Annotated in this window: 14 protein-coding genes; 13 read left to right on the forward strand and 1 reads right to left on the reverse strand. The window is 61.5% G+C overall.

The window, feature by feature from the left end; genetic code table 11:
* On the reverse strand, positions 1-618 hold a 618-nt coding region (locus AC1DUU_RS09100), incomplete at its 3' end, for a FadR/GntR family transcriptional regulator (protein WP_476783096.1).
* 169 nt (positions 619-787) lie between these two features.
* Here AC1DUU_RS09100 and uxuA point away from each other — a divergent pair.
* From uxuA to AC1DUU_RS09165, 13 genes are all read left to right on the forward strand, one after another.
* Entirely contained in the window at positions 788-2,023 is a 1,236-nt protein-coding gene (uxuA, locus tag AC1DUU_RS09105; RefSeq protein ID WP_476783097.1) for a mannonate dehydratase, read from the forward strand.
* A 173-nt stretch (positions 2,024-2,196) separates the two neighbouring features.
* Positions 2,197-3,288, forward strand: coding sequence for an ABC transporter substrate-binding protein (locus AC1DUU_RS09110; protein ID WP_476783098.1), 1,092 nt, complete (start codon positions 2,197-2,199; stop codon positions 3,286-3,288).
* Positions 3,285-4,088, forward strand: a complete 804-nt coding sequence (locus AC1DUU_RS09115) for an IclR family transcriptional regulator (RefSeq protein ID WP_476783099.1) — start codon at positions 3,285-3,287, stop codon at positions 4,086-4,088. Before AC1DUU_RS09110 ends, AC1DUU_RS09115 begins: the two co-directional genes overlap by 4 nt.
* An 81-nt stretch (positions 4,089-4,169) precedes the next feature.
* Positions 4,170-5,195 (forward strand): sugar ABC transporter substrate-binding protein, encoded by a 1,026-nt coding sequence (locus AC1DUU_RS09120; RefSeq protein WP_476783100.1) that lies wholly within the window; start codon positions 4,170-4,172, stop codon positions 5,193-5,195.
* Between the two features lie 117 nt (positions 5,196-5,312).
* Positions 5,313-6,296 (forward strand): ABC transporter permease, encoded by a 984-nt coding sequence (locus AC1DUU_RS09125; RefSeq protein ID WP_476783101.1) that lies wholly within the window; start codon positions 5,313-5,315, stop codon positions 6,294-6,296.
* On the forward strand, positions 6,286-7,833 hold the full coding sequence (locus AC1DUU_RS09130; protein WP_476783102.1) for a sugar ABC transporter ATP-binding protein: 1,548 nt from the start codon (positions 6,286-6,288) through the stop codon (positions 7,831-7,833). The genes AC1DUU_RS09125 and AC1DUU_RS09130 overlap by 11 nt, the downstream gene beginning before the upstream one ends.
* A complete protein-coding gene (locus tag AC1DUU_RS09135; protein ID WP_476783103.1) occupies positions 7,830-8,822 on the forward strand; it encodes an ABC transporter permease in 993 nt (330 codons plus the stop codon). Before AC1DUU_RS09130 ends, AC1DUU_RS09135 begins: the two co-directional genes overlap by 4 nt.
* A gap of 1 nt (position 8,823) precedes the next feature.
* Positions 8,824-9,609 carry an SDR family NAD(P)-dependent oxidoreductase gene (locus tag AC1DUU_RS09140; RefSeq protein WP_476783104.1) on the forward strand — a complete coding sequence of 262 codons (786 nt, stop codon included), beginning with the start codon at positions 8,824-8,826 and terminating at the stop codon, positions 9,607-9,609.
* Positions 9,610-9,627: 18 nt separating this feature from the next.
* On the forward strand, positions 9,628-10,833 hold the full coding sequence (locus AC1DUU_RS09145) for a CaiB/BaiF CoA transferase family protein (RefSeq protein WP_476783105.1): 1,206 nt from the start codon (positions 9,628-9,630) through the stop codon (positions 10,831-10,833).
* Positions 10,830-11,615 carry an enoyl-CoA hydratase/isomerase family protein gene (locus tag AC1DUU_RS09150; protein WP_476783106.1) on the forward strand — a complete coding sequence of 262 codons (786 nt, stop codon included), beginning with the start codon at positions 10,830-10,832 and terminating at the stop codon, positions 11,613-11,615. Before AC1DUU_RS09145 ends, AC1DUU_RS09150 begins: the two co-directional genes overlap by 4 nt.
* A complete protein-coding gene (locus AC1DUU_RS09155; protein ID WP_476783107.1) occupies positions 11,612-12,625 on the forward strand; it encodes a hypothetical protein in 1,014 nt (337 codons plus the stop codon). The genes AC1DUU_RS09150 and AC1DUU_RS09155 overlap by 4 nt, the downstream gene beginning before the upstream one ends.
* Positions 12,626-12,638: 13 nt before the next feature.
* The gene (locus AC1DUU_RS09160) at positions 12,639-14,426 is read left to right on the forward strand and encodes a CoA-transferase (RefSeq protein ID WP_476783108.1); all 1,788 of its coding nucleotides are present in this window, start codon (positions 12,639-12,641) and stop codon (positions 14,424-14,426) included.
* A gap of 4 nt (positions 14,427-14,430) precedes the next feature.
* Positions 14,431-14,737 (forward strand): SMP-30/gluconolactonase/LRE family protein (locus AC1DUU_RS09165; RefSeq protein ID WP_476783109.1); only part of this gene is annotated, 307 nt, incomplete at its 3' end.

A 14,737-nucleotide genomic window follows, 5' to 3' on the forward strand; every position in this document is an offset into this window, starting at 1 on the left:
GATCTCCCCATGCGCCCGAAACGTCTCGCCGAGCACGCTCGCATTCTTCTTGCCCACCGTCATGACGTGGCCGATCACTGGCGCTAGCAGCCGGTAAGTTTCCGTCAGCGTGCGGTTGCCGGTCAGTTCGATCAGCGCAAAATGGAAGGCAAAGTCGCAATCTGCCGCCTCTTGCGCCGAAGTCGCATCCAAAATACGGCTATTGATAGCGTCGAGCTGGTCGAAATCGGCATCGCTGGCGGATTGCAGAACCTGATCGCCCAGACCGACCTCGACGATGCGCCTGAAACCCTGCACGTCGAGAAAGGATGCCGGCGAGAGCTGCAGCTGAAAGGCGAACAGTTCGCGAATGGCTTCGTGGCTGCGGTCGCTGATGACGGCACCCGTCCTGGTCTGGGTGTCTATGAAACCGTAGGTCTTTACCACCCGCAGCGCTTCGCGGATCGTATTGCGGCTGGCGCCGAACATCTCGCACAGTTCGCGCTCGGTGGGCAGCGAATCCCCTACCGACAGGCTCTGAGCCCCGATCAGATTGCGGATCTGGTCGACGACGCGGTCCACCTGCGAAAGCCGGCTGGATGCGCGTTCTGTTTCATCGGGATTGTCTTGAACACTCAAAGTCGCGCTCGGCATTTGGTTGGACAAATGAGACGCCTATGTACCCATTTTTGAGAATGGTCAACTATCCAGCATCAAAAACGCCTTCATTAGCGGCCACCCCTTGATTCACGCTTGCCATTTGTCCAACAATTAAATAGGAACCCTGTCGATTTCGGAGGAACGACATATGCGCGAGTGCTGGCGGTGGTTCGGCGAGGACGATCCGGTAACGCTTTCCCATGTGAAGCAGGCGGGCGCGGTAGGCGTCGTTTCGGCCCTTCATCACATCTATGACGGATCGCGCTGGCCGCAGGAAGAAGTCGACCGTCGCCACGACATCATTCGCGCTGCCGGACTGACCTGGGACATTGTCGAAAGCATCCCCGTTCACAACGACATCAAGATCGACGGCCCACGCCGCGCCTTCTATGTCGACCAGTACAAGGATACGATCCGCGCCATAGCGTCGGCCGGCATCAAGATCATCTGCTACAATTTCATGCCGGTGGTCGACTGGGCGCGCACGGACCTGACCTGGCGCATGCCGACGACAGGTTACGCGCTGCGTTTCGACGCGATCGACTTTGCCGCTTACGACATCTTTGTCATCGAGCGCCCCAATGCGGCAGCTTCCTACAGCGAGAGCCGGATCAAGGAGGCCGAGGCGCGCTTCAAGGCGCTCAGCGCCGAAGCCATCGCCCAAATCGAGCGGAACCTGATTACCGGCCTGCCGGCGACCGAACGCAAATATGACCGCGCCTCGTTCAAGCAGGCCCTGCTCGACTACGCCTCGATGAGCCATTCGGACCTGCAGGCCAACCTGTTCAGCTTCCTCAAGGAGATTGTTCCCGTTGCCGAGGAGATGGGCGTCCGGCTATGCATCCACCCGGACGACCCGCCCTTCTCGCTGTTTGGCCTGCCGCGTATCGTTTCCACGGCCAACGATGCACGCGCCATCCTCGCCGCGGTCGACACCCAAACAAATGGGCTGACATTCTGCACCGGCTCCTACGGCACGCGCGCAGACAATGATCTGGTTGCCATGATCGAAGAGTTCGGCAGCCGCATTCATTTCGCCCATCTGCGCAACGTCAAGCGCGAAGACGACGGTTCCTTCCATGAAGACGAGCACCTGGAAGGTTCGACCGACATGATTGCGGTGGTCGCAGCGCTGATTGCTGAAGAACACGCCCGCAAGGCCGTAGGCCGCGAAGATTGCATCATCCCAATGCGCCCCGACCACGGCCACCTCCTCGCCGACGACATCGGCAAGACGCGCATCAATCCAGGCTACTCGCTGATCGGTCGGCTGAAGGGACTGGCGGAACTCAGGGGCGTCATGCGCACCGTCGAGCGCTATACGGCAGCCAGGCAAACGGCCGCCAGTAGCCCTGCACCAACGACGACACGACGCCACATCTGAGCCTGCAAACCGATTTATGATTTTCATATAGGCAAGAGACTTGCACAAATAAAAAAACCGAGTCATTGAATGGAGGCTCAAACGGAGCCGCCGGAGGACAGCTGGAAGTGATCAAATTGCGAGGATTGGCGTGGGACCATCGCCGCTGCTGGGGACCGCTGGATGCCAGCGTCATGCCCTATAGCGAAGCCCATCCCGACATTCAGATCGAATGGGATCGTCGCAGCCTCTACGAATTTGGCGAAGGCGCGCTCGCTGACGTTTTGTCTTCCTATGATCTCGTGATCTTCGACCACCCCTTCATCGGCGACATTGCCGCAGCGCATCTGATGGTGCCTTTCGACGGCTATCTCGCGCCCGAACAACTCAAGGCCTTCGCGGCGGACACCGTCGGAAAATCCTGGACATCCTACGCAAAGGCCGGACGGCAGTGGGCGCTTCCGATCGATGCGGCATGCCAGGTGGCCAGCTATCGGCCGGACCTCCTTGCTGCTTATGGCGCGCCGCCGGCAAACCACGCCGACCTGCTCGCCCTGGCGCGCAAGGTGCAGCAGCATGGAAAATGGATCGGCCTGCCCTCAGTGCCAACCGATGCCATGTGCCTGCTGCTAACATTCTGCGCGCAAAAGACCGGCAACGACGTCTACGGCTTCACCGACAGGAAGGTCGTTGAGAGCGCCATTGCCGATCTCAAGGAACTGGCTGCCCTTGCGCATCCGCTTTCGCGTCAGTGGAATCCGATCCGCTGCTACGACCACATGATCGCCAATGACGATGTGGTCTATGTCCCCTACGCATTTGGCTATGTGAACTATGCCTCGGCGACCGAGGGCCAACATCTCCGCTTCGCTGACATCCCAGCCGACAATTGCGCTGGCGCGCTGCTTGGCGGCGCAGGCATCGGGGTGAGCGCGCAATCGCCGCATCGTGACGCGGCGATGGCCTATGCGATTCATCTTTCGTCGCCCGAGTATCAGCGCGGTTTCTACGTCGATGCGGGCGGTCAGCCCGGCTCGCTATCGGCTTGGCAGGATGCGCGCGTGAATGCCGAGACCCGGAATTTCTTCAAAGACACACTCAAAACGATCCAGACGTCCTATCTGCGCCCTACCGACCTGGGCTTCATCACATTCTTTCGTGAGGCCGCTCCGAATGTCGCAAAGGCGATCTATGGCGAGTTGGCACCGGATGAATTGTGCAGCCTGCTCGAGCGACTCTACGCGGATGCTCACGATCAGCCGATGCGCAGCGAGGCGGCTCAATGACTCTCTCCAAGATCCTGGCCGCCAGCGAAGACAACGGAAAGAGCGAATACCGGGCTCCCGCTGCCGAAAAGGTACTCGACATCCTCGAGTTCATGGCCAGCCAGCCGGACGGCCTGACCCAGACTGAAATTTCGACGGGCCTTGGCCGCTCGATCCACGAGGTCTACCGCATCCTGTTGCTGCTGGAAAAACGTGGCTATCTGGTACGCACCAAAACAGACCGAATTCGTCTGTCGCTCAAGCTGTTCGAACTGGCACATATGCATCCTCCGGTGAACCGGCTGATCGAACGCGCGCTGCCGATCATGCGCGATCTCGCGGCCAATTCGGACCAGAGCTGCCACCTTGTCGTGCTCGACGACCTCAAGGTGATGATCGCCCTGCAAGTCGATTCGCCTTTGCCGATGCGCTACTCGGTCGCGCTAGGCTCGCGCTTTCCGGCGATGGAGACGAGTTCCGGGGCGGTCCTGCTGGCTGGCCTGCCCCGCGCAGAACGCGAAGCTGCAGTTGCGCGCATCGTGGAAGCCGGCGATGCCTATGGCTCGCAAACTGAAATCGAGGCTCGCCTCGAGGCGATCTGCGACCTTGGTCACGAGGTGCGCGCCTCATTGGTGGTCGATGCCTGCACCAACATCTCACTTCCGGTGCGTGACCACACCGGCTCGGTGATCGCGGCACTGACGGTGCCCTTCCTGCCGCAGAGGCAGGCCCGTTTCGACCGCGACGCCGTCTTGCGGACGACGGTGGAAGCAGCAGGGAGGATTTCGGCTGCACTCGGGGCTCCAGAGCATTTGCTCTAGGGCCAGGTGCGCACGAACCCGGGACGGCGGTTTCCGTCCAGATCGGTGACAGTCACGGCTGCACCAAAGGGAGAGAAGACAATGGCTTTGACCAAAACGTTGTTACTGGCTTCGGCAGCCGCCCTGATGGCGGTTTCCGCGCAGGCCCAGAACATGCCGAAGAAAATCGGCTACGTGACCAACTACGCCACGCATGAATGGTATCAGAACGTTATCAAGGGCATGCAGGTTCGCGGCAAGGAGCTCGGCATCGAAATCGAGGTCCAGGACGCCAATCTCGACATCGCCAAGCAGGTATCAGCAGCCGAGGACTTCATTGCGAAGGGCGTTGACGTTCTCATCATCACGCCGGTCAACGAAGAAGGGGTCGTGCCGCTGCTGCGCCAGGCCAAGRCCGCCAACATCCCGGTCGTGCTGGAAGGCAACCCGGTCAAGGGCATGACCACCATGGTCGCAATCTGCGACTACGACACCGGTTATTATTCCGGCGTGGCCGCCGGCAAATATGCCAAGGAAAAGCTTGGTGGCGTGGCGAAGGTGATGAATGTTGGCCTGCCGCTCCTGTCGGCTACGGTTCTGCGGTCGCAGGGCTTCATGGATGGCATCAAGACTGAAGTCCCCGATGCGGTGATGGTCCACGATCTAGACGGCGGCGGCAATCCAGACCGCGCACTCGAGGTGTCGTCAGCCGCTCTGGCAAAGAATGCCGACATCAACATCATCTATGGCATCAACGACAATTCATCGCTTGGCGGACTCCAAGCCTGGAAAGCCGCCGGCAAGTCGCAGGATGGGCTTCTGACCGTGGGCACCGGCGGCGAAGGCCTCGCCTTCATCAACGCGATCGAAAAAGAACCTTCCTATCGCATCGAGGCCGCAATGTTCCCGGAAAAGGAAGGTTTCACAGCGGTCGATGCCGCAGTGAAACTCTTCAACGGCGAAGCGGTGCCTGAGCACATCGTCAGCCCGACCGCGCCGATGATCGGCGAGGAGTGGAAGACGTACTACGACTACGATGGCAAAACCCGGTCCATCAAATGGGATACCGTCAACGCGCTTCAGGCTCCGGCCAAGTGCATGAAGACTTCGGYCGATCTCAAGAAGTAAGCCGCTGTGAACCGGCCCTGCCCGCGTCGGGCGGGGCCATATTTGCCGCGGTTCCACGCACCCCTGATGCCCCGTCCAGTTCGGGCGCATCGCCTGACACCGTGAGGTGGATAAGCAATGAGCGACATTTCCCAACCCGCCCCGCCCGGCCGATTCTCGCTTGGTCACATCGCCGGCAGCGGTCAGATCGTGCTCGGCGCAATCCTTTTGGCTTTGTGCGTGGCCATCTCAATTGCAGCGCCACAGTTCTATTCGGAAGCCAATATCATCGCGATCCTGCGCCAATGCGCACTGGTCCTCATCGTGGCCTCGGGCATGACAATGCTGATCATCACCGCGGAGGYCGACCTCTCCGTGGGCGCATCACTGGCCTTTGTCGGCTGCATCGGCATGGCAGTGCTCAACGCCACCGGCAGCCTCCCGCTGGGCTTGCTTGCTGGGCTTGCTTTTGCTGGCGGCGTTGGCCTCATCAACGGCCTGGTCGCCACGCGGCTCAGGGTAAATTCGCTAATCGGCACCATCGGCATGATGATGATGCTGCAGGGCGGCGTATACCTGTTTACCCGCGAGGCGGTTCAGAACCACCATCAGTTGCCGTCGTTCACCGCACTGGGTGCTGGCTACGTCGGTCCCTTCCCGATCGCGGTGATCCTTGCGGCTGCGATCTTTGCCGTCGCCTATGTCACGCTGCGATTCACCACGCTCGGCCGCTATCTGTATGCCGTCGGCGCCAACGAAAAGGCGGTCCGGTTGTCGGGCATCCGATCGGAGCGCCTGAAGCTGTTCGCATTTGTGGTCACCGGCCTGTGCGTCGGCGTCGCCGGTCTCGTTCTGGCGTCCCTGATGAATGCCGGCCAGCCGACTGCGGGCCGCGGCTTCGAACTCACGGTCATCGCCGCTGTCATCCTTGGCGGCACCAGCTTGAGCGGAGGTCGAGGAACGCTGTTCGGCACCCTGCTCGGCGTTCTGGTCCTCAAGGTCATCGACAATGGCATCATCATTCTCGGCTGGAACCAGGACCTGCAGATGGTCGTGCCGGGCGTCGTCATTGTGCTGGCGACCTATCTCGACCTGGTACGGAGCAAGCRCAATGACCGCTGATCTTTCTCACCTTGGCGGACAGGGTGACCCGGGCGTCCCCGCTCTCGAAATGCGCGGCATCGGCAAGCGATTTCCCGGCGTGCTGGCGCTCGAAAATGTCGACCTGACGCTGGAGCCGGGCAAGGTCCATGCCTTGATGGGCGAGAATGGCGCGGGAAAATCGACGCTGATCAAGATCATGGCCGGCGTCTACCAGCGAGACACCGGCACGATCCGGGTCCGCGACCGCGAGGTCGCCATCAAGTCCCCGCGCGACAGCCTGCGCGAAGGCATCAAGGTCGTGTTCCAGGAGATCGCTTTGATCTCCGAATTCACGGTCGCCGAGAACATCTTCCTCGAGGGTTACCCCACAGGCAAAACCGGATCGATCGACTGGAAGAAAATCAAGGCGGATGCGGCGGCACTGTTCCACCGGATCGGCTTCAACGTCGATCCTGCCGCGCGCACCGGCTCGCTGCCGGTCAGCCAGCAGCAGATGGTCGAGATCGCCCGGGCACTCGCCCATGAGGCGAGCGTCGTGGTCATGGACGAGCCCACTTCATCGCTGACGCCGAACGAAGTCGCGCTGCTGTTCACGGTGATCCGGCGCCTCACCTCGCTTGGCATTGCTGTTGTCTATGTCAGTCACAAGCTGGACGAGGTTTTCGAGATCGCCGACACCGTCACGGTGTTGCGCGACGGACGCCACATCTCGACCAAGCCGATCGCCGAGCACACTCATGATACGCTGGTGCAGGACATGATCGGCCGTCGCATCGAGAACCTGTTTCCGCGCCAGCGTGGCGCGGCCGGTACCAGCGTCGCGCTGTCGGTGCAGGGCCTGTCCACCACCCGAAAGCTCAAGAATGTCAGCTTCGAGGCCCGCGCCGGCGAAGTGCTCGGCTTCTTCGGGCTGATGGGCGCGGGACGCACCGAGCTCGCCAAGGCCATCGTCGGCTTCGACCCAATCAGTGCCGGCATCATCATGATCGATGGCAAGGCGCTTGTGYCGCACAATACCGGCAGCGGCGTCAAGCTGGGCATCGGCCTTCTGTCCGAGGATCGCAAGACCGAGGGTCTGATGGGCGAACTGCCGGTCTACCAGAATGCCAGCCTGGCATCCCTGGAACGCTTCGCTTCGGGCGGGTTCGTCGATACGGCGAAAGAAAGGAAGGAGGTTCAGAACTATGTCGACCTCTTCCGGATCAAGACGCCCAGCCTGTTCCAGCAGATAAAGAACCTGTCTGGCGGAAACCAGCAGAAGGTTCTGATCGCGCGCTGGCTGATGCGCGGCCTCAAGGTCATCGTTGTCGACGAACCGACGCGCGGCATCGACGTTGGCGCGAAGTCCGAGATCTTCGCGCTCATCGACCGGCTTGCCGGCGAAGGCTTGGCGGTGGTGATGATGACGTCCGAAATGCCTGAACTGCTCGGCCTTTCCGACCGCATCGTCGTGATGTGCGAGGGCCGCCTTACAGCGACGATGTCGCGAGACGACGCCACGCAGGAAAATATCCTGAACGCCGCGATCGGCTCGAAGGGAAAGGACGCCGCATGACCATCGCCCTTCAATCGACCCGCAGCCAGCCATCGATGCTGGCGCGTATCTTCCGCCGCCAAGAGGTCGCGTTGCTGGTCTGCCTGATCGTCGTTCTGGCGTTCTTTTCGTTCACGGCGGACAATTTCTTTTCCGCCCGCAACATCACCAACGTCCTTGGCCAAGCCTCGCTGCCATTGATCGCAGGCATCGGCTGTGCCCTCGTCTTCATTTCAGGCGAAGTTGATATCTCGATCGGTTCGTTGCTGGCAGCTATTGCGCTGCCACTGATCGTCATCATGAACGATACCAACTCGATGGCGCTCGGTATTGCCGGGGCGCTGGCGATTGGTCTGACCATAGGCATCGTCAACGGTTACCTGACGGCCTATGTCGGCATCAATTCGCTGATCGTGACGCTGGGCATGATGTTTGTCCTGCGCGGCGGCGTCTATCTCTATACCGGACAGCGCGCCATCCCCGACAACGCATCGCTCGACAGTTTCGTCGCGCTCGCGGATGGCCGCCTCTTCAACTTCCTTCCCTATTCGGCCGTCATCGCCATCGTCCTGCTCGTAGCCTTCGGTTACATGATGCGTCACCGGCCATTCGGCAGACAAATCTATGCGGTTGGCGGCAATCCAGAGGTCGCGCGGCTCGCCGGCTACGACGTGCGCCGCGTCAAGTTCATCTGCTTCGTCATCAGTTCGCTACTCGCAACAGTCGCAGGCATCATCTTGGCGGCCCGGGTCGGTTCGGCACAGCACACCGCCGGTCTGACCTTCGAATTCCAGGTCGTCGCAGCAACAGTACTTGGCGGCGTCAGCCTCGCTGGCGGTATCGGCAGCCTGACAGGCATGGCGCTCGGTGTGTTGATCCTGCAATTCCTGTCCAACGGCCTTCGTGGCCTTGGCCTGCCGACCGAATGGCAGTTGGTCATCACCGGCATGATCATCATCGCCGCGGTCAGCTTCGACGAGTTGAAGCGCCGCCGGGCGCAGGGAGCCTGACATGAAAAGACTTGAAGGAAGAACGGCTGTTGTCACCGGTGCTGCGGACGGCATCGGTTTCGCGATCTCGGAAGCGATGGCACGGGAAGGCGCACACGTTTTCCTCGGCGACATCGCTGACGACAAGGGCGCCAACGCCGCCGCAAAACTCCGCGCGGAGGGGATGAAGGCAGACTTCTTGCACTGCGACGTGTCCAGCGAAACCGATATTGCTGGTCTTATAGATGCTGCTGTCAAGAAGACGGGCCGGCTTGATGTATTGGTCAACAATGCGGCAATCGCCATCGGCGGCATGCCGGTCTACGAAATGACCGACGAGCAGTGGCACCGCCTGATCGCGGTCAACCTCACTAGCGTCTTTCGCGGCTGCAAATATGCACTGCCGCACATGATCAGGCAGAAGTCGGGCTCGATTATCAACATGGCATCCGCGCAAGGACATATCGGCCTCGACGGCTGGACGGCCTATGCCGGCGCCAAAGGCGCCGTGATGTCGATGAGCCGCCAGATGGCGGTCGAGTTCGGCCCACACAATGTCCGCGTCAACTCGATCTCGCCGGGCACGATCAACACGCCGATGAACGAACAGGTGATCGAACAGCTCGGGCCTGGACTAATGCAGTCCTGGATCGGCATGCATCCGATCGGCCGCATCGGCAAGCCGTCCGAAGTAGCCGAGGCCGCGGTCTATCTCGCCAGCGATGCAGCCGGCTTCACCACCGGCATCGACCTGCGGGTAGACGGCGGGCTCACCGCCATGCCCCACTTCATCCCCCATAACTCCTGACACTTTGTGAGACCAGAAATGAACAAGGCCCTTGAAGGCGTTCGCATCCTCGATATGAGCCATTTGTTGCAGGGTCCGTTCGCGACGCAGTTGCTCGGCGACATGGGCGCCGATGTCATCAAGATCGAGCGTGCCGGCTCGGGCGACATGTTCCGCGGCATGACTTTCTTCGCCAAATGGGTGGGTGGGTCCGAAAGCCCCAACTTCCTCGCCTGGAACCGCAACAAGCGCTCCATCGCCCTCAACCTCAAAAGCCGCAAGGTGCACGCCATCATCATGGATATGGCGAAGAACGCCGACGTCGTGGTGCAGAACTTCCGGCCCGGCGTTCTGGCCAAGCTCGGCTACGGCTACGAGGACTTCAAGGCGGTCAATCCGCGTATCATCTACTGCTCCGGTTCCGGCTATGGTGAGGAAGGTCCTTATGTCGACCGCCCCGGCCAGGATATGCTGATCCAGGGCCTTGCCGGCGTGGCCGCTAACACCGGCCGAGGCGATCAGCCGCCTGTCCCCGCCGGCGCCGGCCTCGCCGATCAGATCGGCGCCATGAACATGGTCTATGGCATCCTCACCGCGCTTTATTACCGCGAGAAGACTGGCAAAGGTCAGAAGATCGAGGTCAACCTGCTCGCAGGTATGCTTGCGCATCTCAACCAGGAATATGTCGCGGTGCTCAATCTCGGTGAGGATTTCGTCCGCCCGAACTCAGGCATCGGACACCCCGGCATGCAGGCGCCGTTCGGTATCTATGAAACATCGGATGGCGGTTACGTTTCCATCGCCATGAGCCCCTTCAAGACGCTCTATACGGTGCTTGAGGCACCGCAGCTCGCCGTATACGACGATCTGACGACCCTGTTCGACAAACGCGACGAAGTGTTCGACAAGGTCAACGCCGAGACGAAGAAGTTCTCGACCGACGAGTTGCTCGCGCGCTTGCTTGGCGTCGACATCTGGTGCGCCGAGGTCAAGGATATCCGCCGCGCCGCCGAAGATCCGCAAGTGACCCATATGGGCATGATCACCAGCTACGATCATCCCCGCGGCGGCAAGGTCAAGGTGGTTGCCCCGGCTGTCCGGATGAGCGAAACACCTGCCAGCATCGACCGCCCTGCCCCGCTGGTTGGTCAGCACGGCCGTGAGATTCTGGCTGAGCTTGGCCTGTCGAGCGACGAGATCGCTGAGCTGGAAGCGGCCGGCGACATGACCGTGCAAGAGGCATGACGGTGGCCGAATACCTGACGCTTACTGTCGAGAGGAAGGGACGCACAGCGCTCGTCACCTTCCGCCGCGCCGACCAGCTTAACGCCATGAACAAGCTGATGCAGGCCGAGATAACAACGGCCTTCGAAAGCCTGTCGAAGGACGAAACGGTTGGCGCCATAGTCGTCACCGGCGAGGGTCGCGGCTTCATGGCCGGGGCCGATATCAAGGAATATGCCGCGCAGACAGGTGCCGAGTTCGATGCATTCCAGGCTGCCGGCACACGCATGTATGCGGCAATCGAGGATAACGCCAAACCGGTGATCGCTGCCGTCAACGGCTTCGCGCTTGGCGGCGGCATGGAACTCGTTCTGTGCTGCGACATCGTTCTTGCCAATCAGTTCGCCAAGCTTGGCCTGCCAGAGATAAAACTTGGGCTCATCCCGGGTGGCGGTGGCACCCAGCGTAGCGTCGCCAAGCTCGGACGCAACCGCGCCAACATGCTGTTGCTTACGGGTGCGATCGTTCCTGCTTCGGAATTCGTCGCCGCGGGGCTTGTCAATGAAATCGTCGATGTTGCCGCTTTGCTGCCACGCGCCATGGAACTGGCCGAGGCCATCGCCGCTGAACCGGCGATGGCCATTGAAGGCATGAAGCGCCTGACCGCGCATGCCCTGACTGGCGATCTGGCCGCCGGCCTTGCCATGGAGCGCGACCTGCTCGGCGAACTCTACCGCAGCGAAATCGGCAAGGCGCGCGTCCGTGAATTTGCCGAAAGAAGTACGGCGAAATCGAAGCAATGACCGACGCCGAACGCTCTCTCGACTGGGCCCATGGCTCGCTGACGGTCCAGCGGCTGGGCGCCATGATGGCGCCGGTCCAGTTCAAGCTGGCTGACGGCAGGGTGGTTTCCCCGCTGCACGTCGCACCTTGGGCCGCGGAGCCTGAAACGCCTGAACTGCCAGGGATCTTGCGTCGTCTGCGCGGTGAATGGCCCTGCGTTCCCTTTGGGTATTCGGTGCCCAGCGATGGCTGGCCGCGCGAATGGGTGAACGTGATGTGGCCGCCGGTCGATGATGAGGAAGTGCACGGCCACAGTTCGAACCATGATTGGAAATGGCAGGACGGCGACGGAGCATCCTTGGCGCTCGCATTGGATTACCCGGCAGGCAGTCCTGTCGCCCGCGTCGAGCGCGTCGTGGTGCCGGACGCCAACGCGCCAGCTGTCGACCTGACCTTCAGGATCTTCGTCAGACAAAAATGCCGGCTGCCGATCGGCCTGCATCCGGTGTTCCGCCTGCCGACCCAACCAGGCTCGGCGCAGCTCGAGCTCGGCGCCTTCAGTGTCGGGCGCACCTATCCGGAAACCGTCGAACCCGGCAAGGCGATCTTCGCCGCCAACACAACGTTCCAGGACATCACCACTGTTCCGGCACGCAATGGCGGCGCGGCCATCGACGCGTCGACGCTACCCTTCATGGCCGACACCGAGGAACTTCTGCAGATCGAAGGGCTGGACGGCCACGTGGCGCTGGCCAACCTTGCTGACGGCTACCGGGCCAGACTGTCGTGGAACCCGAACGATTTCCCGAGTCTGCTTCTATGGATGTCGAACCGCGGACGTACCGCCGAACCCTGGAACGGCCGCCATCTCGCCATCGGCATCGAACCGGTGTGTTCGCCGTTCGGGCTTGGTCCAGCGACTGCGCTGGCCGACAACCCGATTGCCTTGTCGGGCGTGCCGACGGCACTCGAATTCACGCCGGATAGCCTCTTCGAAACGCACTACCGCATATCCGTGGAGTCCCTATGAGCAGAGCCTCGCAATGACCCGCATTTCCCTGGTCAAATCCAACAGCCCACATTTCACCGATGTGGCCGGCCTTGCCACCCTGGTGCGAGCGAACGACGTCTTCGGCGTCGGCGGCCATCACTTTGCCCGCCTGCCGATCGCCTTGCTCAATGCCGTAACGAAACGTGGCGTAGACAGTCTGCGCTACGTTTCATGGGCTGGTGGCCTGCCGCTGGAATTGCTTCTGGAGGCAAACGCGGTCGCCGAGATCGACGTCTGTTTTTCGAGCCTCGACATTTTCGGCCTGCCACCACGCTTCCGCAAGGCCGCTGAAACCGGGGCCCTGCCCGTTCGCGACTGGATGGCCCTGGCCATGATTCAGGCCCTGCGCGCTGCCCAGCAGAACCTGCCTTCCTTGCCGTTTCAGCCGCCGGCCGGCTCGGACATGCTGGAGCGTGTTCCGGGCGCCAAGCTTGCCGCTGATCCGATCACCGGCGAACAGGTGGCTGTCATTCCTGCCTTGCGCCTCGACACGCTCGTCCTACACGCCCAGCGCGCCGACGAAAGCGGCAACGTCCAGATCCTGGGGCCAAGAGCTCTGGATCTCGCCATGGTCGGTGCCGCCCGGCAGGTTCTCGTTACCGTCGAAGAGATCGTGCCCGTAGGCAGTCTCGCCGAGGCGGGGCGCCAGACAGTGCTGACGCGCAATCAGGTGACAGCCATCGCCGTGGCCCCGGGCGCCGCCTATCCGACATCGTGCCTGCCATTTTATGTCACCGACTATGCGCGGCTCTCACAGGCCTTCGGCGATACGGAAAAGCGGCTGTCCGACGGCATTTCGCTATCCTCAGAGCGAGTACCTCCGCAAATCGTCAACGCGGCGAAGATCGATGCAGCTTCCGTCGACAAGGTGGTTGCCGAACTGGCGAAGCCGGCCGTCCTGTCGGATGCCGCTCCAGCCACAATCGATGAGATTCTGGCCGCACGCATCGCTTCTGAGCTCGGCAACGACAGCTTCGCCAGCGCCGGCGCAGTCTCACCGCTGGCCAATGTCGCCTACCGGCTGGCCAAGGCCACCCATGCGCCCGGCATGATCATCGCAACTATGAGCTGCGGCCATCTCGATGTAGCACCAAGCCCCATGATCCTGTCACTGCTCGAAAGCCTCGATGGTGAGACGGCGGCGGCGCATGCAGGCGGCGACGACACCTATTCGACCTACTACCAGGCCGGCGCGGTGACGCATGAGATCGTCGCCGCAGCAAAGGTGGACCGCCGCGGTCGGGTCAACACCATCGCCATCGACAAGCCATCCGGTGGCGTCATACGTCTGCCGGGACAAGGCGGCATGGCCGATGTCGCCAACATGCATCGCGACTACCTGCTTTACGTTCCGCGGCACTCGCCATTGTCGGTCGTGAATGAAGTGGAGATCGCCAGTTCGGCACGCGGGCTGCTGACTGAAGCCGAACGCGCGCCACATGGCTATCGCACCGGCCATGCGTTTGTCTTCACCGACCTCTGCGTCTTCCGGCTCGACCCCGAAACGCGCGAGCTCATCGTTGCTGAGACGATGCCAGGAATTTCACAACAGCGCGTCCGCGAAGCGACCGCCTTCCCAGTTTCGTTCGATCCGGATTGCCGCGAAGTTGCGTTACCCGATCCGGCCGTCCTTTCGGTGTTGCGAAACCGCATCGATCCGCYTGGCCTGCGCCGCCTCGAATTTGTCAGCGCCAAGGAACGCACAGCGCTTCTCAACGAGATATTGGCGCTCGACCGTGACGTCGTCGAACGCTGCCTGCCCAAGAACCAAGCGAGGTGACCCCATGGAACCGCTGCTGCCAATATCCGCGGCCCGCGTCTTCTTCGACGGTATTTTCACCGAGCCGCGCGTAGCACACCCGGAATGCGTTGCGGTCCATGCCGACGGTTCGATCTGGTGCGGCACCGAGACCGGCGACTTGCTGCGCATAGACGCCGAAGGCAAGGCGGTCGAGCGGATGGCGGCAACGGGTGGCTTCCTGCTCGGCATCGCCTTCGACAGCGCCGGCAATTGCTTCGCATGCGATCTGCGACACAAGGCGATGTTTCGCTTCGACGCCGCGAGCAATGAGATGATACGTTTCGCTGATG

This window comes from Aminobacter sp. P4_H6_2 (assembly GCF_056400805.1).